16 protein-coding genes and 6 pseudogenes are annotated in these 22,874 nt (G+C 65.6%); 7 read left to right on the plus strand and 15 right to left on the minus strand.

Annotated features, from left to right (window positions below; genetic code table 11):
- Positions 1 to 7 precede the first annotated feature (7 nt).
- The 3 genes and pseudogenes from H9L22_RS01080 to H9L22_RS01090 all read right to left on the minus strand — a co-directional run.
- Entirely contained in the window at positions 8 to 1,216 is a 1,209-nt protein-coding gene (locus H9L22_RS01080) for a restriction endonuclease subunit S (RefSeq protein ID WP_187721260.1), read from the minus strand.
- On the minus strand, positions 1,213 to 1,689 hold the full coding sequence (locus tag H9L22_RS01085; protein ID WP_187721261.1) for a hypothetical protein: 477 nt from the start codon (positions 1,687 to 1,689) through the stop codon (positions 1,213 to 1,215). Before H9L22_RS01085 ends, H9L22_RS01080 begins: the two co-directional genes overlap by 4 nt.
- 57 nt (positions 1,690 to 1,746) lie before the next feature.
- A pseudogene (locus H9L22_RS01090) lies at positions 1,747 to 2,556 on the minus strand (IS110 family RNA-guided transposase); the annotation flags it as partial.
- Here H9L22_RS01090 and H9L22_RS01095 point away from each other — a divergent pair.
- Entirely contained in the window at positions 2,557 to 3,171 is a 615-nt protein-coding gene (locus H9L22_RS01095) for a sulfatase/phosphatase domain-containing protein (RefSeq protein WP_226966030.1), read from the plus strand.
- Positions 3,172 to 3,182: 11 nt separating this feature from the next.
- Here the strand turns inward: H9L22_RS01095 and H9L22_RS01100 are convergent, their stop codons facing one another.
- Both H9L22_RS01100 and H9L22_RS01105 read right to left on the minus strand, forming a co-directional pair.
- Positions 3,183 to 4,325, minus strand: a complete 1,143-nt coding sequence (locus H9L22_RS01100) for a discoidin domain-containing protein (protein ID WP_187721263.1) — start codon at positions 4,323 to 4,325, stop codon at positions 3,183 to 3,185.
- The gene (locus H9L22_RS01105) at positions 4,322 to 5,674 is read right to left on the minus strand and encodes an alpha-L-fucosidase (RefSeq protein ID WP_187721264.1); all 1,353 of its coding nucleotides are present in this window, start codon (positions 5,672 to 5,674) and stop codon (positions 4,322 to 4,324) included. Before H9L22_RS01105 ends, H9L22_RS01100 begins: the two co-directional genes overlap by 4 nt.
- Before the next feature lie 298 nt (positions 5,675 to 5,972).
- On the opposite strand from H9L22_RS01105, the gene H9L22_RS01110 reads away from it, so the two are divergent.
- The 6 genes and pseudogenes from H9L22_RS01110 to H9L22_RS18255 all read left to right on the plus strand — a co-directional run bounded on the left by H9L22_RS01110 (position 5,973) and on the right by H9L22_RS18255 (position 11,154).
- Complete coding sequence (locus H9L22_RS01110; RefSeq protein ID WP_226966031.1) at positions 5,973 to 6,788, plus strand: carbohydrate ABC transporter permease; 816 nt, start codon at positions 5,973 to 5,975, stop codon at positions 6,786 to 6,788.
- Positions 6,785 to 7,792 (plus strand): ABC transporter permease, encoded by a 1,008-nt coding sequence (locus H9L22_RS01115; protein WP_226966032.1) that lies wholly within the window; start codon positions 6,785 to 6,787, stop codon positions 7,790 to 7,792. The genes H9L22_RS01110 and H9L22_RS01115 overlap by 4 nt, the downstream gene beginning before the upstream one ends.
- 56 nt (positions 7,793 to 7,848) lie before the next feature.
- Positions 7,849 to 9,603, plus strand: a complete 1,755-nt coding sequence (locus tag H9L22_RS01120) for an extracellular solute-binding protein (protein ID WP_187721265.1) — start codon at positions 7,849 to 7,851, stop codon at positions 9,601 to 9,603.
- 131 nt (positions 9,604 to 9,734) lie between these two features.
- A pseudogene (locus tag H9L22_RS20170) lies at positions 9,735 to 10,117 on the plus strand (sulfatase-like hydrolase/transferase).
- Positions 10,118 to 10,348: 231 nt separating this feature from the next.
- The gene (locus H9L22_RS20175) at positions 10,349 to 10,618 is read left to right on the plus strand and encodes a hypothetical protein (RefSeq protein WP_406707807.1); all 270 of its coding nucleotides are present in this window, start codon (positions 10,349 to 10,351) and stop codon (positions 10,616 to 10,618) included.
- Complete coding sequence (locus tag H9L22_RS18255; RefSeq protein ID WP_344676750.1) at positions 10,537 to 11,154, plus strand: sulfatase/phosphatase domain-containing protein; 618 nt, start codon at positions 10,537 to 10,539, stop codon at positions 11,152 to 11,154. The genes H9L22_RS20175 and H9L22_RS18255 overlap by 82 nt, the downstream gene beginning before the upstream one ends.
- A gap of 12 nt (positions 11,155 to 11,166) precedes the next feature.
- On the opposite strand, the gene H9L22_RS01130 is transcribed toward H9L22_RS18255, so the two are convergent.
- The 10 genes and pseudogenes from H9L22_RS01130 to H9L22_RS01150 all read right to left on the minus strand — a co-directional run.
- Positions 11,167 to 13,365, minus strand: coding sequence for a right-handed parallel beta-helix repeat-containing protein (locus H9L22_RS01130; protein ID WP_187721266.1), 2,199 nt, complete (start codon positions 13,363 to 13,365; stop codon positions 11,167 to 11,169).
- Positions 13,362 to 13,649, minus strand: coding sequence for a glycoside hydrolase family 95-like protein (locus H9L22_RS20180; protein ID WP_406707843.1), 288 nt, complete (start codon positions 13,647 to 13,649; stop codon positions 13,362 to 13,364). The genes H9L22_RS01130 and H9L22_RS20180 overlap by 4 nt, the downstream gene beginning before the upstream one ends.
- A 54-nt stretch (positions 13,650 to 13,703) precedes the next feature.
- Positions 13,704 to 16,120, minus strand: a pseudogene (locus H9L22_RS20185) (glycosyl hydrolase family 95 catalytic domain-containing protein); the annotation flags it as partial.
- On the minus strand, positions 16,075 to 16,947 hold the full coding sequence (locus tag H9L22_RS18270; RefSeq protein WP_226966035.1) for a beta-galactosidase small subunit-related protein: 873 nt from the start codon (positions 16,945 to 16,947) through the stop codon (positions 16,075 to 16,077). The pseudogene H9L22_RS20185 and the gene H9L22_RS18270, both read right to left, overlap by 46 nt.
- Positions 16,905 to 17,366 carry a beta-galactosidase domain 4-containing protein gene (locus tag H9L22_RS20190; protein WP_406707844.1) on the minus strand — a complete coding sequence of 154 codons (462 nt, stop codon included), beginning with the start codon at positions 17,364 to 17,366 and terminating at the stop codon, positions 16,905 to 16,907. The genes H9L22_RS18270 and H9L22_RS20190 overlap by 43 nt, the downstream gene beginning before the upstream one ends.
- Positions 17,358 to 18,262, minus strand: a pseudogene (locus tag H9L22_RS20195) (glycoside hydrolase family 2 TIM barrel-domain containing protein); the annotation flags it as partial. The pseudogene H9L22_RS20195 and the gene H9L22_RS20190, both read right to left, overlap by 9 nt.
- Entirely contained in the window at positions 18,160 to 19,065 is a 906-nt protein-coding gene (locus tag H9L22_RS18280) for a sugar-binding domain-containing protein (RefSeq protein WP_226966036.1), read from the minus strand. The pseudogene H9L22_RS20195 and the gene H9L22_RS18280, both read right to left, overlap by 103 nt.
- Positions 19,066 to 19,309: 244 nt before the next feature.
- A complete protein-coding gene (locus H9L22_RS01145; RefSeq protein WP_187721267.1) occupies positions 19,310 to 20,539 on the minus strand; it encodes a beta-N-acetylhexosaminidase in 1,230 nt (409 codons plus the stop codon).
- Positions 20,540 to 20,601: 62 nt separating this feature from the next.
- Positions 20,602 to 21,099: pseudogene (locus tag H9L22_RS20200) on the minus strand (glycoside hydrolase family 20 zincin-like fold domain-containing protein); the annotation flags it as partial.
- A 503-nt stretch (positions 21,100 to 21,602) separates the two neighbouring features.
- Positions 21,603 to 22,793: pseudogene (locus tag H9L22_RS01150) on the minus strand (Gfo/Idh/MocA family protein); the annotation flags it as partial.
- Between the last annotated feature and the right edge of the window lie 81 nt (positions 22,794 to 22,874).

Consider the following 22,874-nt stretch of genomic DNA (forward strand, 5'->3'; position numbering starts at 1 on the left):
CCGCTGCTCATGCGTGTGCTCCTACGTCGATCTTTCCGGTGACGGCGGCTGAGATGAGGGCGGCTCGGCGCTCACGGGCGAGGTCGGTGGCGCGCCGGGCGGCAGCCATGGCTGCATCGATTTTGGCTGCAGCCTGCTCGATGTAATCGACGATCGCTCGCTGTTCTTGCAATGGAGGTATGAGAATGGGGGCTGATGCAAGTGTGTCGCGGTTCAACTTCGGTATCGCTACACGCATCGAGCGCTCTGCGGCCCACTCCGTGAACCATTTTGACAACATTTGCCATTTGAGAAAGCGGTTGTCGAGGGTCTTGGGGGATATTCCCTCGATTGCGTACATATCTGCGCTGCAGAGGCAATTCTCGGGTGCCACAATGACCTTCGCCAAGGCGGGGCGGATCTTCGAGTAAACTACTTGCCCCTTCCTGACCGGATATTTCCCGCTTATGGCTGACTGCTCGCTGGCGGCGACAATTTCTCGCAATCGACCGGTGTCCGATTCTACATGGTTGGGAGCGATGAGAGGCAGGTCATTGAAGCGTGGGTCACTCGGCGCCAGCAGACCGCCCGTCACCCGTGCAACTCGGGAGAATCGATCAACTGACCAATGTGACGGGAATATCGTGACGGGTAGGCTTTGGTCCTCGACCATCGCGGCCAAGGCATCGATCCCACGTGTCACGGAGCGCGAAACCGTGGCGGCGCGGCGCTCGGTGAGGAGGGCGATGAGTTCCTCGTTCTTCGCGATGAACGCGTCGATCTGCGCCGTCTCCCGATCCAGGAAGTCCGCAATCGCTCGCCGCTCAGGCAATGGGGGGAGGGAGATCGGCGCCGCCTTGATGGCCGCGGAGGTCATGCTTGGGAGAGCTGTGTCCGTGGCCCATGCCCCGTAGGGCAACGTGGTTGCCCAATAGAAGGCGAATCGGGGCAGGAGAGCTCGCTCGTTGATGTGGGAATAGAACATTGTGTCGACGGTCCAGAAGCGGCCATTGACATAGAGCGGCTTGTCGACTGTCCCTTTCCGTCCGAAGAGCACCGACTCGCCATCGAAGAGGTAGTCGGATGCTCGTCGGAACTCTCCGCCAGATCCGAACACGGGATATCCGCCCGTTTCAACCTCAACGGCCGAGTAGTCGGCCCCGTTCATCACTCTCGCGAACCGCCCGAACGTTGTTTGCCGCCAGTGTGTGGGTTGCGAAGCGTGGCTGATGCTCACCGCTCGACCTCATCGAGCATCCTGCGGAGGTCGTTCATGACCGCCTCGAGGTCGCGGTCGATCTCCTCCAAGCTCCTGGGCGGCACGTACTTGTAGAAGTGGCGCGTGAAGGGGATCTCCGCCCCCTCCTTCGTCTTGGTGTGCTCGATCCAGGCGTCCGGGGCGTAGGGGAGGACCTCGCGGGTCAGGTAGTCGTCGACATCCTCATCCCAGGGCACGTTCTCCGTGTCGCGCAGCGACGTGTCGGGCTCGGCGTTGCCCTTGGAATCGGTGCAGACGTCCGCCTCGTCGTCGTGTTCGCCGAGCGCGGCGGTCAGGGCCTTGAGGATCGGCGCCGCGAGCTTCAGGCCCTGCTCAGCTGCAGAGGCCTTCAGCGCCTTGTGGAAGGCACTTCGGTTGGTCCAAGAAGTCTCGCTGAGCGCCTCGAGCGTGGACCGCAATCGGGCTGCATCGTCGTCGCCCAGCTTCTGCACTGGCTTCGTTTCGAGTACAGCCTCGATTGCGGGGGGGGGGTGTCCCTATGGTGTCTGTCAAGCTGCGACGGCTGGTCTTGGCTGGTAGTAGGTCCCGTTGCGGAGCATGGCGTGGAGGACATCGACGCGTCGTCGGGCTAGGCAGATGATCGCGGCGTTGTGTTTCTTCCCAGCGGCGCGTTTCCGGTCGTAGTAGGCGCGTGAATCAGGATCGTGGAGGGCTGCGAAGGCCGAGAGGAACAGTGCTCGTTTGAGGTGTTTGTTCCCGTCGCGTGAGGGATGCTCTCCGCGGATGCTGGATCCGGATCGCCGGGTGACCGGGGCCAGGCCGGCGTAGGCCGCGAGATGGCCTGCGGTGGGGAATGCTGTGCCGTCGCCGATGTCGAGGAGGAGTCTGGCTGCGGTCCTGATGCCGACTCCGGGCATTGACATCAGGAGCTGGGAAAGAGGGTTCGCATCGAGGGCCTCCTCGACTTGTTTGGCGGCCTCAGCGCGCTGCGTGAGCAGGCCCTGGAGTTGGGCTGCGAGCTGGGGCAAGACCAGCTCGGCTGGCCGGGTGCCGGGGACGGTCACGGTTTGCTCTGTCAGGGCCTTCACGATGGCCTCGACAAGGCGCTCGTGCATGCGTGGCGCCAGCGCTTTGGCGGTGGTGGTGAGACGGCGCCTACCGGCGTCGGCGAGTCCGGTGGGGCCGCAGTACTTGGCCAGTAGGGCCAGCACTGCGGGGTGGCTGATGTTGCCGCCGATGGCGCGTTCGAGCGCGGGGTGGATCTGGGTCAGGAGGCCGCGGATCCGGTTGGAGACGCGGTTGACTTCGCCCGCGAGGTCGTCGTCGAACCCGACGATCACTTCTAGGTCAACCGCCTCATGGAGGTGCTGAGCGATTTCGGACTCCGCGAGAACACGGCGGTGCTCTTCGTCTCCGACCACGGCGACATGATGGGCGACCCCTATTTCTACCGCAAGACGGTCGGGTACGAGGGCAGCGCCCGCGTGCCGTTCCTCGTCCGCCTGCCCGGGGGCCGAGCGGTTCGTCCGAGGGTGGATGAGGTGGTCGAGTTACGAGACATCATGCCCACGGTCCTCGACTTCGCTGGGGTGCCCATCCCTGCAGGCGTTGACGGCGTCAGCGTGCTGCCGCTGATGCAGGACGCAGAAGTGACGTGGCGCTCGGAAATCCACGGTGAACACGTCGCGGAGGTCTTAGGCAACCAGTCGATGCATTGGGTCACAGACGGCAGGAGGAAGTTCATCTGGTTCTCCGGCTCCGGCATGGAGCAGTTCTTCGACCTGGACGGCGATCCCACGGAATCGCGGAACCTGATCCACCAGCCGGACCGGGCCGAAGAGGTCGCGGGCTGGAGGAACAGGCTCGTGGCGCATCTGGATGGCCGGGAGGAGGGGTTCGTCAGCGACGGCAGACTCGTCGCCGACCGGCCGGTCCAGACCGAGATGTCGTGGGTCCGGGCACTCCTGGGCTGAGGCGTCGGGGCTCAGGCCACAGTCCAGCCGTGCTCCCTCTTGGACGCGAACCTCTCTTCGAGCGATCTGCCTCCCACGGTGGGGGCTGCACCCTGCCCCCAGGACTCCACGCGGATAGGTTGATCAGGCGTGCCGTATCCCCAGAGCACGACGTCGGCGTCGGGGGTGTCGGTGCCGGAGCGGAACCGCAGCACGGCGCCGGTTGCCAGTTCCACGTCCCGGAGCTGCTCCATCGAGGCGATCGGACGTTCAACCGAGCCGTCTCCCGCGTGGCTGACCGATCCGTCGATGTGGACCTCCCGTGCCTTGCCCGGGTCTGATGCCAACTGCTCCCACAGGTGGATCGCCGCAATCGTGTAGCTGCCGCGCGACGATGTCACGCGGACCCGCCAGCGTTGGGCCGTCACGGGCTCGTCGAGTGTGACGATGCGGTGCGCCCCGATGGTGCCCCCCCGTGCCACCTCGCGCCAGCCGTCCCCCTCATCGCACTCCACGATGAACAGGCGCACCGTCTGTCCTGCCCCGAGGATCTCCTCGCTCAGCCCGACGCGGCTGATCTGTCTGGGCTCGCCGAGGTCGAGTTCGATCCAGGGGTGCTCGTCGGCCGTGAAGGAGTGGCCTTTCCTGAGGTTGCCGTTGGTCATCGTCGCGACCACGGAGCCCTCCACGATGGCGTCGCGACCCAACGCGTGGTCCAGCGTGAATGCCTTGCGCCGCTCCGCCGCGAAGCCCTCCACGCTCGCCACCACGTCGGCGGAGAACTGTCCCGAGACGGTTGGGGGCACGTTCACCAGCATCACCGAATTGCGACCGTACGTCTGTTCGTAGTGCCGCAGCAACGTCAGTGGGGCCTTGGGGACGTCGTCGGGGTGCGCGAACCACCCGGCAGTGATGCGCATGTCGGACTCCGTCGGCCACCAGTGCAGCCTGTCAGCGCCGCCCGAGCGGACGGCGTCGACGAGTTGCTGGTCGGATCCGAGATCCGCGGAGAAGTGACCCTGCTGGACCGGCGAGATGGCCCCCCCGTCGCCGGCGTCGGTGATCGCGACGCTGGCCCATTCGTCCTGGCGTGCCACCCCGCTCTCGTTGCCGACCCAGCGGATGGCGCGCCCTCCGACGGCGATGTTGGCGCCCGGCTGGAGTTGGTGGATCATGTCGTAGAACGCGGCGTAGTCGTAGTGTTCGGTAGCGCCTGTGTTGCCTTGGCGCCATCGAACCAGACCTCGTGCACAGTGCCGTACTCGGTGAGGATCTCGTAGAGGGTGTTGAGGAAAAGCGCGCCGTAGTCGGTGGCATGGTACTCGAACGTCTGCAACTCCTGACCGGCCCGGTCGTCGTCGGCCGTGAGCGTGGGGATGGTCCGAGGACTGCGCTGCGACCCGTTGCCGAACGTGCCCTGCAACTCCGCGTTGGAGTCGGCGGGGGACAGGTAGAAGCCCACCTTCATGCCGTAACGATGGGCCGCTTCGACGAACAGGCGCGCGATGTCGCCGCCACCGGAGGCCCAGGAGCTCGCCTTTACGGAGTGGTCGGTGTATCGGCTCGGCCACAGGCAGAAGCCGTCATGGTGCTTGAGCGTGATCACTGTGGTGCGGAAGCCCGCGTCACGCAGCACCCTTACCCAGGCGTCGGGGTCGATGTCGGAGGGGAGGAACCGGCCCGGGTCCTCGGTGCCGTGGCCCCACTCCTGGTCGTAGAACGCGTTGATGCCGAAGTGGATGAAGGCGGTCAGACCCTCCTGTTGCCAGACGGCCTGCTCGGGTGTCGGTCTCAGCAGTGATGCCTTGTGGATGATGGCGGCGGGGGAGTCGCTCGGGCTCACGTTCTGGTAGTTGGCCGGGTGGAGTCCGGCAAGGTCGGCGGCCTCCGTGGCAGTGAGCTCGGTCTCGACGTCGATAACCGGAGTCGTAGGTTGCCAGCGCCACTCGGAGGACGCGACGGCCACGCGTACACCGTGGACCTCGCCGACGAGCCCTGAAGCGCCCTCGAAGTCGCTGCCGAAGCTGAACAGCGCCTGATCCGAAACCGGGCCGAACTCCAGGTACCCCATGTCCCGGCCGTCGAGACGGGCCTCCATCTGCACGGAACCTTCGTCGCTCCGGATGATCCGCACCGACAGCGTGTGGTGGGTATCGACGCCGAACACGTCCTCGCCGCCGGGCCAGCCGTGCCATTCGCCGCGGGCCCACAGCATCAGGTTCAGGTGATGCACACCCAGCGTCACTCCGGAGCTTGTGATCAGGACCGCAGGGCTGACCGTCGGCTGGTCAAGTGCGAAGCGCAGTTCAACGGTCGAACCCTCGGGCTGCGCAGCGGCAGGCTCAAAAAGCAGACCCCCGTCGCCGGCCAGCCTCACGCCGGACACGGACTGCTCCTCGGCTCCGGTGATGGGGCGCAGCGTGCCCCGCATCACCTCCCCGGCCTGGGTGGTGTATTGCTTGCCCTTCACCAGCGAACCGGCGAACTCCACCTGCAACAGGTCCGGCTGTTCCCGTCTTTCCATCTCGGCTCCTTCGGTTTTGGGGCTTCCTCGGCCTCTTGAAGCGGACTATAGTGGGCCCGTTGGCGAGACGTCACACCATTTGTGTTAGCGTTAGCACCATTGGCCGCAGGCCTCGCCGGGACGACCGAAGTTGTGAGTCCCGAAGAACGATCGATGACGGTGGGTCAAGGGCCAGCCCCGCCGGGAGAGGAGTCGAGTTGGCCGCCAAGAGCCGAACGGCAAACCGCATCACCGAGACCAGAGGGGACAAGCGCCTCAACGTCACGCTTCTGGTAGTCCTCGGGCATTCTCGGTGTCGGTGTTGTACCCGCTGATCTACGTCATAAGCGCGTCCCTGTCGGAGACGTCGGCGGTCACCTCTGGCGAGGTCTGGCTGTTCCCAATCGGATTCTCGACGAACGCGTACACGGCGGTCTTCGAGTCGCCGCTGCTGTTTCGTAGCATCCTGAACTCGTTGTTTTACGCCGGGATGGTGATCGCCATCGGCACGTTCGCGACGATGGCGGGGGGCTACGCGCTGTCGCGGCGCGACCTGCCTGGCAGGAACCTCCTCACGTTCGCGTTCATGATCACCATGCTGTTCAGCGGCGGCATGATTCCCACCTACTTGGTCGTGCGCGATCTCGGGCTGCTCAACACCGTGTGGTCCATGATCCTTCCGGGCGCGGTCAGCGTGTGGCAGTTGATCATCTCGCGTGCGTTCTTCTCCCAGACCATCCCGCATGAGCTCTTGGAGAGCGCCAAGATGGACGGCGCCTCCGACTTCACGTTCTTCTTCAAGGTCGTGTTGCCGCTCTCGGTGCCAGTCCTTGCCGTCAACATGCTGCTCTACGGCGTCACCACCTGGAACGCCTTCTTTAACGGCCTGATCTACTTGACCGACGAGGAGTTGTACCCGCTGCAGCTGGCCATGCGAAACATCCTCGTCCAGAACACCTTCGACCCGGCGAAGATGGCGGGCGTGGACCCGACGAAGATCGCCGAGATGCAGGCCATCGCCGGCAAGCTCAAGTACGCGCTGATCGTGATCGCGTCGATCCCGCCGCTGTTGGCATACCCGTTCGTCCAGAAGCACTTCGTCAAGGGCATGATGATCGGCTCGGTGAAGGGATGACCCAGATGTTAAACACCAACGACGGCACCGCATCCACGGACAGTGCGCACAAGGGAGGAGCCGCCTCCGGGAGCACCATCCGGAGCAACAGGCCGGTTCCCCTCCTGAAGCGGATGGCCAGAAGCTGGCAGCTGTACGTCCTGTTGCTGCCGAGCCTGATCTGGCTCGTCCTGTTTGCCTACCTGCCGATGTACGGCCTGCAGATCGCCTTCAGGGAGTTCAACCCCATGCAGGGCATCATCGACAGCCCATGGGTGGGCCTTGCCCAGTTCGAGAGGTTCTTCGAGTCCAACAACTTCGTGCCGCTGTTGTGGAACACGATCGCGCTGGCGCTCTACGAACTGATCGCGGGATTCCCGATTCCGATCGTCCTGGCACTCGCACTGAACGCCCTTCGCCAGAAGTACCTCAGCCGTTCAGTGCAGCTGATCACCTATGCACCGAACTTCCTGTCCGTGGTCGTCGTGGTCGGCATCCTCATGATGATCCTGGACCCCCAGATCGGCGTGGTGCACCAAGTGGCTGGCGCGCTCGGGATCGATGCGCCGCAGTTCCTCACGGATCCGGGATGGTTCCGCCACATCTTCGTCTGGTCCGGCATCTGGCAGACCGCCGGGTTCTCCGCCATCATGTACCTCGCCGCTCTCAGTTCCGTACCCCCGGAACTCCACGAGGCCGCCAAGGTCGACGGCGCGTCCCTGTTCCGCCGCATGATCCACATCGACCTGCCGTCGATCATGCCGATCGCCGTGATCCTGTTGATCCTCAGTGTCGGCAACATCCTGAACACCGGTTTCGAGAAGGTCCTGCTCCTGCAGAACCCCCTGAACCTCACCGTGTCGCAGGTGATCGACACCTACGTCTACGAGGTGGGCCTCAAGTCACCGATACCCCAGTTCAGCTATGCCACCGCGATCGGGCTGTTCAAGTCGGTTGTCGGCCTCATCCTCTTGTTGGCGGTCAACTTCTTCGCCAACAAGACCACCAAGAGCGGTCTCTTCTGAGTCGGCGCACCATTCCAGCTCCCAAGTCTGTATCCCCAATGAAAGGTTCGAAGTCTATGTCCGAGCACATCCTGCCGAAGGCGGCAGTTTCCAGGCGCTCCCTCCTGACGGGCGGGCTTGGCGTCACAGCCATGGTCGGCCTGTCCGCCTGTGGTGCAAGCGGCTCCAACACGCCCACCACCGCGGCGTCCACTGCTGGTGGTTACGTCCCGGGGAGCGCGCAACTGAAGGTCGAACTCGGCAAGGAGTTGACCGGTGTCCTCTATCCCGACGGCTACGTCGGGCCCAGGGCCCGCGCTGCCGAGAAGTTCGCTGACGGCCAGACCACATACAGGGTGGTCGCGCGTAGCTTCGTCGGTCAGGACGTCGCCGGGGTCAACGCCTTCTCCAAGCATCTGGAGGAGGCCACCGGCGTCAAGGTGCAATACGAGATCGTTCCCGCAGGCGACGACGGCGCACCCAAGCTGAACGCCATGATGTCCTCGGGTGACCTTCCTGATGCGTTCATGACGGGTGCCCCGTGGATGGGCGGCTTCACCCGCTCCCAGCTCTGGACGTACGGGCAGCAGGGGATGTTTCTACCCCTGGATGAGCTGATCGACCAGTATGCCCCAGAGTTGGTGAACCTCTTCAGTCAGTTCCCGGAATTGCGCAAGGTCATGACCGCCCCCGACGGGAAGATGTATGCGTTCCCATCGATCAACCAGTGCTTCCACTGCGCTTCGAGCGGGCAGCGCACCTGGATCCACACCCCCTCGGCCGAGGCCGTCGGTGTCACGGGGGAGAGCGTCTCCACTCTTGAGGATTTCGAGGCGTTGCTCAGGGAGTTCAAGACCATGGGCATGATCCCCATGAGCGGTTACATCGATTTCCCCCCGATGTCGCTCATCGAGGCGGCCTACCTCAACGTCGGCGAAGATCGGCTGCGGCGCAAGGACGGCCAGATCTCATACACCCCGATCGAGGAGGCGTGGCGCGAGGCGATGATCACCACGAACCGGCTGGTCAAGGAGGGTTTGCTGGATCGCAACGGCTTCAGCCAGACCAAGGAACAGTTCACGCGGCTGGCGATGGACCCGGCGGGCACCCGGGTGGCCGTCCTGCCCGGTGGGTCCCAAGGCGAGTTCGCCGAGGTCAACTTCAGCGACCCCAACGCCAGGTTCCGCGAGTTCGAGCCGCTGAAGCCCTTCACCGGACCTGATGGCAACGCCTACATCGCCTGGAGGTACAATCCCGGTCACAACGTCGGTCTCGTCCTGACCAGCAAGACGCGCAACCCAGAGGAACTCATCCGCTGGGCCGACTACCAGACGGGCCTAGTCTCGACGCTCACCATGCGGCTGGGCGCACTCGACGAACACTGGGTATGGGCGGCCGAGGGCGACACGGGCATTGACGACCGCCAGGCTGTCTACAAGAAGACCGCAACCCCAAGCGACGAGAACGACGTCTGGTGGGAGATGGGTCCCTACAACTTGGTGATGGACGTCCGCCATGGGGAGTTGGTCGACGAGGCGACCTCGATCGAGCCCGCCCTCTACCGTGCCGGCAAGATGTACGAGCCCTTCGCCGCACCGGAGGAGGAGTACTTCCTGGAGCCGTTCTTCACGGTCGAGCAGGCCGCCCAGGTGGGCGAGTTGAAGGTGAACCTCGACAACGCGTTCAAACAGGGCCGGGCCAACCTCGCCCTCGGCAACGCTGACCCGACCAACGACAAGGACTGGGAGAACTACGTGAACTCGATGAAGAGTGCGGGTCTGGACCGCTACCTTGAGATCCTCAAGGCCGCGGACGACGCCGCCAACGGCTGATCCGGCACGCACTCACCCTGCACCCACAGGCGCCACGCGGGCGTCTGTGGGTGCTAACACTTCCAACGCCGACCGCGTCACAAGGAGTCACCGTGTCCATCGCCACCGCCAGGCCCAACCTGCTGTTCGTGATGTCCGACGACCATGCGGCCCACGCGATCAGCGCCTACGGCAGCGCGGTGAACCAGACGCCCAACATCGATCGGATTGCCCAGGAGGGTGCGCGTCTCGACAGGGTGTTCTGCACCAACTCAATCTGCACGCCGTCGAGAGCGACCATCTCACCGGCACCTACAGCCACGTCAACGGCGCCTGCTCCATCTACTCGGAGCTGGACTACCGGGTGCCGCCGTACTCCCAGGTGCTGCGGGCTGCGGGGTACCAGACCGCGATCTTCGGGAAGTGGCACCTGGGCGTCTCGCCGCAGGCCAGACCTCGGGGGTTCGATGACTGGCGCATCTTTCCTGGTCAGGGGGCCTACGTGGACCCCGTCATGTACGGTCCGGACGGCTAGGGTGTTGTCGAGGGCTATGCCACCGACATCATCACCGACCTGAGCCTCGAGTGGCTCCAGGTCAGGAACCGGGACCGGGCCTTCTGCCTCATGGTGCACCACAAGGCTCCGCACCGCCCATGGGTGCCGCATGAGCGACACCGGGACCTCTACCCCGCCGGCTCGATCCCCGAGCCTCTGACCATGTGGGACGACCACAGCGGTCGTGCAAGCGTTGTGCAAGCGGTTCGGATGACGATCGCCGACGACCTGACCGATGCCGACATCAAGGAGACCGTTCCGGCGGAGTTGTTGGGAGCCGAGAACACACGGGAGCGGGCAGCGTGGAAGTACCAGCGCTACATGCGTGATTACCTGCAGACCGTCCAGGCCGTCGACGACGGGTCGGCCGACTTCTCGACTGGCTCGATGCTGAAGGCTTGGCCGAGAACACCATCGTGGTCTACACCTCGGACCAAGGCTTCTTCCTCGGAGACCACGGCTGGTTCGACAAGCGCCTGATGTACGAGCAGTCCCTTGGCATGCCGCTGGTCATCAGGTGGCCCGCGGAGATCACCGCCGGAACCCGGTGCCAGGAGATGATCATCAACGTGGACTTCGCGGCCACGTTCCTGGACATGTGCGGGCTGGACCCCGACGTTGCGCTGCCCCACCAGCAGGGCCGGAGCTTCCGTGTCCTCCTTCGGGGAACGGACGTGCCCGACTGGCCATCAGCTGTCTACTACCGCTACTGGGAGCACGACGACCCGGAGCACCACGCCCCAGCGCACTACGGCGTCCGCAGCGAGGACTTCAAGTACATCGTCTACTACAACGACGGACTGGGGACGCCCGGGTCGTCCGAGCGGGTCCTGCCGACCGAGTACGAACTGTTCGACCTCCGCAGGGATCCCGCCGAACTGCACAACGTCGTCGATGACCCGGACTACGCCGCCGTGAGGCTGGAGCTGGAGGCGGAGTTGGGCCGGCTGCAGGACAAGTACGCAGACCAGCCATACCAGGGACCGCAGACGCCGCGTCTGCACTGGAGCACCTGAGACCGTGCCGGGTCAGGAAGCACGGAGCAGCACACAGCGGTAAAGCCGCTTCGAGACGCCAACGGGAGCCTCGACCTCACACTCCACCACCGTCGCCCCGGACTCCAGGGGAACGGCCAGCCAGCCGTCGGCGTCGGGCTTGACGGGGATGCCGTGGACTGCCAACCGCACCGGGTGGCCGCCGACGGGCTTGAAGCTGATGCGGATCCGGGCCAAGTCGTCGGGCAACCGGACCACGACGCTGTCGGCGGGCCAGGGAAACGGTGGCACCCTCAGACCTTCCGTTTCGACCGACTCCAGCGCTGCGAGGGGGGCCTGCGGGGGCTCCAGCCGGACGAAACCCTCGACGATCAGGTCATCGACCTCCATGGCATGGCAGGTCACCTCCTGGCTCACGCCCTGACCAGTGGCGTTACCGCGGAACTGCACTGCTGTGCAACCGCGAACGATCGCGAGCGGGCCGGAGGGGGTGGGCTCCCCCGGCGGATCAGCCCCGTAGCGGACGATCGTGTTGCCGGTGAAACTGATCCCCGAGACGGATTTGGCGTCCAGGACTGGGATGTCGGCCGACAGGAAGACGTTGTCCCGAATCACGATGCCGGAGTGCGCCGCCTTGGAAGGGTCCTCGCCGGCCGCCGTGGGCTCCACGAGGATCTCGGCCTTGGCCTTGGTCGAGGTGGCGGACCTGATGAAGACGTTGTTCCGGATCACGAGGTCCCGCACCACACTGGACTCGTACCACTGAGAGGCGTCTGCGGAGACGTAGATGGAGGCCATCTCGACGCGCTCGAAGCGGTTGTCTTCGATGACCACGGAGCCTCGGGTGGTCACGAGCATGCCCCGGGTGGCGATGGATTGGAAGCGGTTGCGACGCACCGCCACCGCCGGGTTGTAGGTGAGGTTCTCTGCGACGACTCGGCCGGGAATGGCCGCGTCGGGAAGTGGCTCGTCGAAGGTCAGGTTGACGTTCTCCAGATCAACGGAGTGGTCCTGTCCTGAGGGGCCGTGCACGTCAATGACGGTGCCAGCCCAGGGCAGGTCCAGCATCGTGTCGCGGTCCACGAGCGCCACTGTGTCGCCGGGGTGGAACAGTGGGAACCCGCTGGTTTCGTGGTGCATGAATCTGAACGTAGCGACGTTACCGTCGACGGCCACCAGCTGGACGTAGGTGTTGTGGATGTTGATGGCGTCGTCGTGAGAGAACCCGAAGTCGTTGTCCTCTATCACGACGGTGCCTTTGTCTCCGGAGATCTGCACCAGGTCCGCGAACCCGACAGTCGTACGCCTGGACCCCGCGGGCGCGCGGAAACGCACCCCCCGCACGGTGACGGAGTCTGTCATCTGTGCGATCATCCCAAATCCGTGGAGGTAGCCGATGTCCATGTCGGCTATGACCGAGTCCTTCGCCTCCCAGAGGAGAGCGCCGGGCGTGTCGCGCATGGTGCGACGGAGCTGGAAGACCGTACCCAACGCGCTCGGGGAGCCGCCCTCGCCGTAGGTGTGGCGCAGCACACCGGGCGCGATCTCGCGCACCGAGACCAGACCGCTGCGCAGCGGGTTGGGCAAGTCCAGCATGGTGCCGCCGTGGGCCCTCCCCGTTTGCAGGTCGGTGATCTGCATGAAGTCGTAGCCGAGGTCGGGCAGCGGTACGTCCAGGGGTTCTGGGCGGTGGTAGACCCAGTGGGGCTGACCCGAGGAGCTGTCCTCGGACAGCCAGGTGACCTCCGTGCCGCAGATCTGGTAGCGGTACCCCGCGGGCACGAGCAGGTCGTGGTGGTCTGGGCCTGAGTGGATCACTGTCAGGTCGATCGCGCGGGGCGTGACCCAGTCCACTGCGAAGCCCCGGATGGAGGCGCGGCGGGTGCGGATCATCGCGAACAGTGTCTGCTGCCCGTGCATCACCAAGGTGGCGCCTTCGCCGTCAATGGTCACGTCGCACAAGTCCTCCAGGAGGATGGCGATCCGCTTCTCGCGGTGCTCTTCGCGGCTGCCGACAGTGTTGGACACGTAGAACTCCCGCACCGGGGCATGGTCCGGGTGGACGTGGTAGACGCCCGGCGGGACGACCACGCGCTTGGGGCCGGGAACGGAGCGGGCGTGTTCGAGCGCTCGTGCGAGGGCTGGCGTGAGGTCTCCCGGATCCAGCGAGAAATCCGAGACGTCGATGAGTGTCTCATCTGGGTGGCTCGCCTCATCCAAGGGACGGTTCACCTGGCTATCCGTTTCTGACGGCGTGACTGTTCTGCCGGGGCCACGGCCATCTCCCGGACGCTCGGCTGGTGCGACGTCACCATACCGTTGACACTCACGTCCACCGGGGTGTCGCTTGCGCCGCGGTCCGCGACGACGTCGAAGTCCACCACCTTGCCGTCGCGCCAGCGGCAGTCGACCTGGTAGCCGCCTCGGGCGCGCAGGCCGGTGAAGGAGCCGGTGGCCCAGGCCTGGGGCAGGGCTGGTAGGAGATCGATGGTCCCGTCGTGGCTCTGGAGCAGCATTTCACTGATCGCCCCGGTGATGCCGCAGTTCCCGTCCAGCTGGAAGGGTGGGTGGTTGGTGAACAGGTTGTCGAGGGTGTTGAAGGTCAACAACCCTCGCAACATGGTGCGGGCGCGTTCGGCGTCGCCGAGCCTGGCGAACAGGGCGGCGCGCCAAGGCCAGGTCCAGGAGCGGCGGCTGTCTCCGGTGACGGTGGCTGCGGTGAACGGCTCTCCGTCTATCTCGCCGGACCGGGCCTTGAGGGATACCAGCGCGGCGGCGGCGAATTCACGGTCTGCGCGAGTGATCTGCCGGCCGGGGTAGACGGCGAACAGGTGGGAGGTGTGGCGGTGGAAGCCCTGGGGATCGTCGCGGTCGTCCTGCCATTCCTGTAGTTGGCCCCAGCTCCCGATCTTGTTCGGCGCGAGGCGCTGTTGCAGACCGGCGACGATGCCCTGGTAGTGGTGGTCGACGTCGAGGGCCTGGGCGCAGTCGAGATAGTTCTGGAACAGGTCCCAGACGATCTGCTGGTCGTACATTACGCCGTCCTCGCGGGGCCCTTGCTCGGGGGACCAGCCGTCGGGGGAGTAGAGCAGACCGTCCTCATGCTCGACGAGGCGATCCTCCCAGAACTCGCAGATCTCCTTGACCAACGGGTAGATGGTCCCGCGCAGGAGGTCGGCGTCCTGGTTGAAGGCCCAGTGCTCGTAGAGGTGCTGGGCGTACCAAGCGCTGGCGACCGTATTCCATTCCCATGAGTTGCCGCCGAAGATCGACTGGCTGGTGCGAGTGGTCCAGCCGCGGACGTCCTCGCCAAAGGCGTTGCGGGTGGCCACTCGCGACGGCACGGCCACTTCCTTGACGAACTCCACCAACGAGCGGTGACTCTCCGGCAGGTCGGTGGTCTCCGCAGCCCAGTAGTTCATCTGGATGTTGATGTTGGTGTGGTAGTCAGCCCCCAGATGGGCTCATTGCTGTCGTTCCAGAGCCCCTGCAGGTTCGCGGGGAGGCCATCGGCGCGGGATGCGGAGAACGTGAGATATCGGCCGTAGTCGAACAGCAGCTGCTCGAGCGACGGATCCTCCGCCCCGTCGGCGTAGCGCCGGAGCCGCGCATCGACGGGCATCGCCAGGACTGCGGGATCAGTGGCACCCCAGTCCACCGCCACCCCGTCCATCAGCGACTTCACCCGGTCCACATGGTCAGACCGCAGCCGCTCGTGACCGAGCGACTCGGCCGCCGCGACGGCCACAGCCGGGTCCGGGGCAGCGCCGGTCCGCCAATCGGCGGAAGCGTCCAGCTTGTAGTCAGTGCGAGCGTCCAGCACCAGCGTCACCTGGCTGCAGCCCTCGAACCGCAAGGAGCTGCCATCCCGCGCCAGAGAACCACCGACCGGCAGGACACGCAGCTCGGCCCCGAACCGCAGGTCATTGGCCAGCACCGACGCGAACCGTAGCGCAGCCTCGGACTCGTCGACCTCGACGTCAACGCCCTCCTGAGCCGAGGTGAGGGCGACGGTGCCGGAGAGTCGTTCACCGGTGTAGTGCACGACGACGACGTCGGCGTCCCGGCTGGCGAACGCCTCCCGGGTCACCGGGCCCGTCACGCCAGAAAAGCTCGTGGTGTGCACCCCCCGCTCCAGGTCCAGGACCCGGCGATAATCCACCACCGGGGTGAGGGTGCGGCTGTCCATGCCGTCAGCAATAAGGAACACCCCCGCGAGCGAAATCGCTTGGCCAGGGGTGAAACTCATCCGGTAGGACGAGTACGCGCGGCCCGCGTCCACGGGGAAGGTGTGGGAATCCCCGCGCCCGGCGAAGCTAGTCCCGGATTGGGTGTCAAGCGTGTCCCAGCTGAGGCCGTCCACAGTCGCTTCAAGGCTCCACCCCATGGGATCGCCGCCGGGGCGAAGCGAGGAGACCACACCGTATGCGGTGACGGCGCCCGGTCTCACCAGATCGGCCTGCCACACCACCGGCTCACCGTTCCCGGTGGCTTCCCAATCAGTCTCGCGGTCGCCGTCGGCGGTGAACTCGATGCCCGCGGAGTGCCCGCTGGGGGAGTGGAGGTAGAGGTGCTCGGGCTCCGATGACCCCAGAATGGGCTCCTCGCCGAACGAGACCACGACGTCCCCGAAGTTGAGATACGAACCGAAGCCGGTGACGCTGAGGTCGTAGCCGCTTTCGGGCTGACCGGCCAGCGCGTTGTCGTAGCCGTTCAGGCCACCCCAGAGGCTCTGCTCGTTGAACTGGATGCGATCGACGAAGGGACCGCCGAACAGCATCGCTCCGAGTCGGCCGTTGCCGATCGGCAGCGCCTGCGTCTCCCAGTCCTGCGCTGGCAGCCGGTACCACAGCGCCCTTCGCCACAGGGCCGGCTGTCCTGGGATGATTTGCTGCTCTGGGTGTGCTTCGCGCATCGGGGCGTCCTTCACGGGTTGGGTTCTCAAAGGCTCGGGCGGGGCTCTCCAGTGCGGAACTCGAGTGCCCATTGCGCCATCCTGGGCCGAAGCATGTACTCGGGGCGTACGTCTGGGCCGCAGGAGCGCGACCCGAGGCCCTGCTGCTGCACGTCCAGCCACAGATAAGTGGCCTTGGACGGCGGCAACTCGTGGGGGTGGCGGGCCTCAGCAACCTCAGGGACCGAGTGAGCCCGGAGCGTGAAGCCTGGCCGCTCCCCACCGGCCTTGAACGCGCGCATTTCGAGTCCCAGCTCCGGCAGGCGCAACTCGCGCATCCCACCCCGGTGACCGCTCTCCTGCGGAACCGCATACTGGGTGATGAGGTCCTCGATCGCTGACTCGTAGCGGCCGACGCGGGCTGCGATAGCGGAGTCGGCGTAGTTGTCGGAGGGTCCCGTGCCGAACCAGGCCGCCTGCGTGAGACCCGCTGGCAGGTCGAACCGCAGTCCGATACGCGCCCAAGTGCCTGGCCAATTCTCGGAGGGGACGGCGGTGGCGCTCATGCGGAGGCCCTCCTCGCCCAGACTCCACGTCAGTTCGACGGTAACAGCCTGACTGATGGCGGCAGGGGCGTAGCGATGGCGCACCGTGAGCAGCCCTGGGCCGGCGGTAACCGAGATGACGCGACGGTGGAGCCTGTCCAGGCCGACTTGGCGCCATTGCTCATCCCATGACGGTGCGGGCTTGCCGCCGTTCGGGTGGGTGGAGGGCTCTGCGTCGACGTAGGAGGGGAAGGCGGACAACGAGTCATTCTCGGTTGGTGCGCGGAACAGTTCCAGATGCGGTCCCGCCATCTGAACCGATCCCAACTGGATCAGGTCGCCCGAGACCGCGTCGAAACGCGCGTTGCCCACCACCCATGCACCCTCGACCAGAGCGGGTGTCTCGCCCACGGCGGCGCGCCCGAGGGGAGTGGGGTTGTCCTGCAGCAATTGCTGCGTGCTGCTGACGACGTGACCGGCGACCGCCCACGGCTCGTCCCGAGCCGAAACACATTCGAAGGTGCGCCACAGTTCACCTTGGTCCGGACGGGTGAACCCAGGGAGGGGACGGTGCGTTGTTCCCCGGCAGGGACCGGCGGCACGTCCAGCTTCCCGGAGGCGACCTCCCTACCATCGAGCTCATCCCGCCAGCGGAACCGAAGGTCTGCCGTGTCCCCGGCGTGTCGTCTGTTGTCCACCTCCAGCCGCCCGTCCTTCAGGCGGAGCTTGATGGGAGTCACCACGGCCGCGTACTCGGTCAGCATGGGTGTGGGAGTGAAGTCCGAGAGCACCATTCCATCGCAGACGAACGATCCGTCGTGGAGTTCCTCGCCGAAGTCGCCTCCGTAGCCGTAGAACTCCTGACCATCTTGGGTGGAGGTCCGCAATCCGTGATCGCGCCACTCCCACACGAAACCGCCGTGCCATTGCGGGAGCGTGTCGAACAGCTCCTCATAATCGGCGACAGCGCCCGCGCCGTTGCCCATGGCGTGGAGGTACTCACACAGAATCATGGGACGCTCCGCCAGCTTTGCCATGCGGCCTGGAGTAGCAATATCATTTCGGCCCAAGCCAGCGGACATCGCCCGCAGTTGTTCGAGCGTTGAGTACATGCGCGAGACGATGTCGCTGTAGCGGCCTTCGTAGTCTGACTCGTAATGCACCGGCCGTTCGGGATCGCGTGCTTTCAGCCAAGCAGCCATCGCAGCAAGGTTTTCTCCGCTGCCCGACTCGTTGCCGAGCGACCAGCTCACTATGCAGGGATGGTTCTTGTCCCGCTCGAACTGACGCTCGACCCTGTCGAGATAGGAGTCTCGCCACAGTGGATCGTCCGAGGGGTTGCCCACCCAGTTGTCGTAGACGAAACCATGGGTCTCGAGATCGCCTTCGTTGATGACCCAGAATCCCAGCTCGTCGGCAAGGTCGAAGAACTCGGGGTGAGGGGGTAGTGGGAGGTGCGGATGGCATTGATGTTGGATCGCTTCATCAAGAGCATCGCTTCGCGGGTCTGCTCGCGGTCGAACACGCGCCCGTGATCCGGGTCATACTCGTGCTTGTTCACCCCCCGGAGTCGGAGCTTGCGGCCGTTCACCCGCCACTCGTGGCCGACGATCTCCACGCGGCGGAACCCGACCCTGAGGTCAAGTGTTTCGACGGCGTTCGTGACCTCTGCCCGGTACAGACGAGGCACGTCGGCGCTCCACGGCTCCACCGGCCCGACGTCGATGGGCCCCACTTCCCGGAACTGGCGAAAGTCTGCTCCACCCCCAGCTCTTCCAACCGGACCGTGATGGGGAAGGCAGACTCGGTGGCTCGGACTTCAGGCAGGAGGCGACCCCGCCCATCCACGGTGTCATAGTCTGCCCTCAGCCACACATCCTCGATCCCGTGCTCAGGGCGGGAGATGAGGGTGACCGCCCGGAAGATACCGGGGAGCCACCACTGGTCCTGGTTCTCCAGGTAAGTGGCGGCGGACCACTGATGCACCCGCACGTGCAGCACGTTCCTGCCGGGCCGCGCCTCGCTTGTGATGTCCAGCTCCTGCGCCAGCCGACTTCCCCTGACCACACCCACACGGGTCCCGTTCAGGGAGGCGATCGCGACGGACTCGACACCATCGAACCGCAGGTACAACTGATGGTCCAGCATCTCGTCGGAGAGCTCGAAGGTGACGCGGTAGTCGCCGGTGGGGTTGTCGTCCGGGACGTGGGGCGCATCCATCGGGAAGGGATACGACACGTTGGTGTAGATGGGTTGGCCCCATTCGGGGCGGTCCTGCAACACCCAGTGGGCCGGCACCTCGATGTCATCCCAGGCGGAGTCATCAAACTCGACCGCCGCCACAGCTTCTCCCGGCGCCGGTGGCCGCGGGGAGAAGCGGAACCGCCACGTTCCGCTCAGGTCAAGCTGGGGCGCGGTGGTGGCGACCCTCGCGCGCGGAGGAACCCGACGCCCGGACCCTGGACTCAACGAAATGATCTCTGACAGTGCCATGACTCTCTTCTCATCGACCCTGAGGGGATCTCATCACCTCGAGTGGACCGGCAGCCAGACGGGTCTGCCAGCCGCGTTGCGGGAACCGTAACCGTACCATCGGGGAACGGCGCCGAGCAGCGGACCGACCCTCGGCGGCCTTGCTGTGCTGGCTCTGGTGAGCCGCGGCGCCCCGGGTGCCGGCAGCTTACCGAACAGCCGTCTTGCCGAACCCAGCAGCACCGCTTTCGTGACGGTCGCTCCCCTAGTAATTCGCCAGATCGGCGATTTGGGCGGCAGTGAGCGCCGGCCCGTGACCGTCTGGCCGCCGCCGTCTGCCCTCGCCACCGCGCTGCCAGGGGTGTGGACCCTCGAGCGGGCGGTGGTTGACGCCAGCGGCCTCCAGCCGTCGCAGGTGCGCGCGCAGTCGGGGTTCCAGTTCCGATGGCTCCACAGGTCCGCTCCAAGCCACCTCTGCAAGGACGCAGGTCCGGGGGAAGGCCATGTACTCCACCTCGGCGGGCGTGGTCATGAACTCCGTCCACACCTGGCCCTGGATCCCGAGCAGGTTCGGCAGGTGCTCATCGGCCACCCCGGCCACGGGGTCGAAGGAGGCCACGTCCTGCCAGCTGGACGGGGCCGGCTGGGCGAACGGTTCGTCGGGTGAGTCGGACTGGTAGTAGTCGAAGTAGTAGGGGACGTTCGACGCCATCACCACCTGGTGTCCGGCCGCCAGCGCCCGTCGGCCGGGTTCCCGACCGTGCCAAGACATGACGACCGCTTCCGGCATGTCGCCGTGGTCGACGATCTCATCCCAGCCAACAGTAGTGCGGCCACGCTGCGCCAGCCAGTCGCGCAGGTGCTCGGTGAACCAGGGCTGCAGCCCCTCCACCCCGGCAAGACCACGTTCCCGCACCAGGCGGGCAGCGTCGTCGCTGCGCTCCCACTGCGCCGTGGGGCACTCGTCGCCACCGATGTGGATCCAGGGCGAGTCGAAGACGTCCAGCAACTCGGTGAAGACGTCCTCCACCATCGCCATCGTCTCGTCGCTGAGGTGCAGCACCTCCTCGAACACCCCGGGCCCTGTCGGCACCTCGGCGCCCTCGGCGCCCTCACCGAACTCCGGGTATGCCGCCAGCAATGCCCTGGTGTGGCCCGGCACGTCGATCTCCGGGACGATCGTAACCCCGCGCCGCTTCGCGTACGCGTTCAGCGCCCGTAGCTGGTCCTGGGTGTAGAAGCCACCGTGCGGGGTGCCGTCACCGGGGCTGCCGGGGACGAACACCGTCTCGGCCCGGGTGGCACCCACCGTGGTCAACCTCGGGTACTTGCGGACCTCGAACCGCCACCCTTGGTCTTCGTTCAGGTGGAGGTGGAAGCGGTTGAGCTTGTGCATCGCGAGCAGGTCAACGAACCGGTACAGAAAGGGCAGCGGCATGAAGTGCCGGGCCACGTCCAGATGCATCCCCTGCCAACCGAACTTGGGATCATCCACGATCCGCACGTGCGGCACCGCCAATTCCCCACCAGGCAGGGGGCGAGACCGTGGGCCCAGTCCGGCATCAGTTGCCGCAGGGTCCCAAGTGCCGCGACGAGGCCGTCCCGGTCCGCGGCGTCTACGGTGATGCCGTCACTGCCGCAAACCAGCGTGTAGCTCGACGGCACACCCTCGGCCTCGCTGAGCCTGAGCAGCGCCCCCTCCTCAGCCGGCACCAGCCACAACCCAGTCCCGCCGGCCAGCAGATCGGCTGCGGTCTCAACCCAGTCGCCGGGGCCCGAGACCGTCAGCCGAGCCGGGAGAACGAGAGCGCCCTCACCGAACTCGGCACTGCGTGGTTGCGGGACCAGTAGTGGTCGGGTCAGGGCTGCGTCGTGGTTCGTTGCTGTGGCGTGAGGCACCGATGCTCCTGCGGCTTGTGGGGGCGGCGCAAACGCCGCTGGCTTACGTGTGACCTTACAACCCCGGGGGGCAGTGTCAAGGCGGCGATGAGCCTCGCTGGTGGCGGTGCCACCCCACATGCTCGGGAACTCGCTGGGCGCCTTGGACAGAGGCATTAGGGCCACACTCCGTGGCCGATGATGCCCAGTCGGAATATGGCCCAGATCTCAGCGCCAGCCGACCAGTCAGGATTCGAAGTAGCGCCAGCTGGCGGCGCGCTACAGCGGACCCTGGGCCCCAGACGTGCGGAGTAATCCACCCACGCCGCGCTGCTGCGCGGCAGCCAGCCTTGCTCCGCGAAACCGGAGTAGCCGCATCATGTTCAGGTCCGCCTCATCCTGGATGGTCTCGCACCAGACCGCCGCTTCAACCCCGATGACACCGTCGAAGTCGACCTCGGGCACTGCATCTGGAAACTCCCAGCTCACGGTGTCCGCGGCGGGCGCGGGTGACTTCGAAGGCTAGCCGAATACCTTGGGGAGGAAGGGGCAAGTGGTGTCCATCCGCGGGTCGAGGTAACCGAACGCCATGGGGCCCTGTGCTGGGGCAGGTCCGGTGAGCGTAGCTGCGGCACCTCCGCACACCGTGCACATCGCCGTCTCGAGCGCCCCAGCTTGCACTACTTCGGGTCATGCTCGCCTCGCACTTGATGATTGAGGAAGTACGCCACCAGATCCTCCGCAAGCTGCGGGAGATCCCGGGGCGTGGAGCCGTCTCGGATGGACTCGGTCGCCTGGATGGCGGTGGCCGCGGCGTACCAAGCACCCAGGGGGGACGTGTCAGTGGGTCGTCCTGTGCGGACGAACTCAAGGAACTCGGTCATTGTGAGCATGTCGGCGTCGTGGTGGCCGTGGGCATCGCCGCTGATGGGATAGCGGGCGTCACCGTCCGGGTTGTATTGCGAGCGGCGGTTCCACAAGGTGATGTGGCCACCTTCCCCGTCGCCGAAGTTCTCGATGCGGCCCTCGGTGCCAATGACGGTGTAGCTGCGCCAGTAATCCGGTGTGTAGTGGCACTGCTGATACGACACGTACGCGCCGGAGGCCATCTTGGCGGAGAACATGGAGAGGTCCTCGACGTCGACCACGGGGTTGAGCCCCTTCTGCGTCAGCGGCGGCCAGTTGTCCACGTTGTACCATTCCCACATCAGCTTGCCGCTGCGGTCCTGTCGATCCGTGATGTCGCCGTAGACGGTCAACCCGCCCATCCCCACGACGCGGGTGGCGTGCGAATCCGCCAGCCAGTTCATCACGTCGATGTCGTGCGCTGCCTTCTGCAGCAGCAGCCCGTTGCTATAGCGACGGTCCGCATGCCAGTCCTTGAAGTAGTAGTCGCCGCCTTCGCCCACGAAGTGCCGGCACCAGATGGCCTTGACCGCGCCGATCTCCCCACGTCGGATGATGTCACGCATGGTGCGCACGACGCTCATGTGCCTCATGTTGTGGCCGACGTAGAGACGGGTGCCCGTGTCGTAGGCCGTCTGTAAGATGCGCGTGGCGCCGTCGAGTTCAATGGCCATCGGCTTTTCCAGATACACGGGGATCCCTGCGTCGAGAAGTCGGCACGTGATCTCGGCGTGGGTGTCATCTGGGGAGGTCACCACGGCCGCATCCAAGCCGACGGCGATGAAGGCGTCGAGGTTGTCGGTGATCACAACGCCCGCAGGGTCGATACGAGTCCAGTCGCGCAGGCGGGCCTCGGCCTCGGGACGCGGGTCACATGCCGCGACCACCTGCGCATCGTTGTGCGGCAGTTCAGCGTGGGCGAGGATGGTGGAGCGGGCGCCCACACCCACCACGCCGACCCTGAGTGTTGCAGGGGAGGGCGCTGCGTCTTCGGCAACCGTGCCGACGCCGGTGGGCTCTGTGGTCATGATTGGTTCGATCTCCTT

The sequence above is a fragment of the Tessaracoccus defluvii genome (genome assembly GCF_014489575.1).
In the GTDB taxonomy this organism is placed as follows: domain Bacteria; phylum Actinomycetota; class Actinomycetes; order Propionibacteriales; family Propionibacteriaceae; genus Arachnia; species Arachnia defluvii.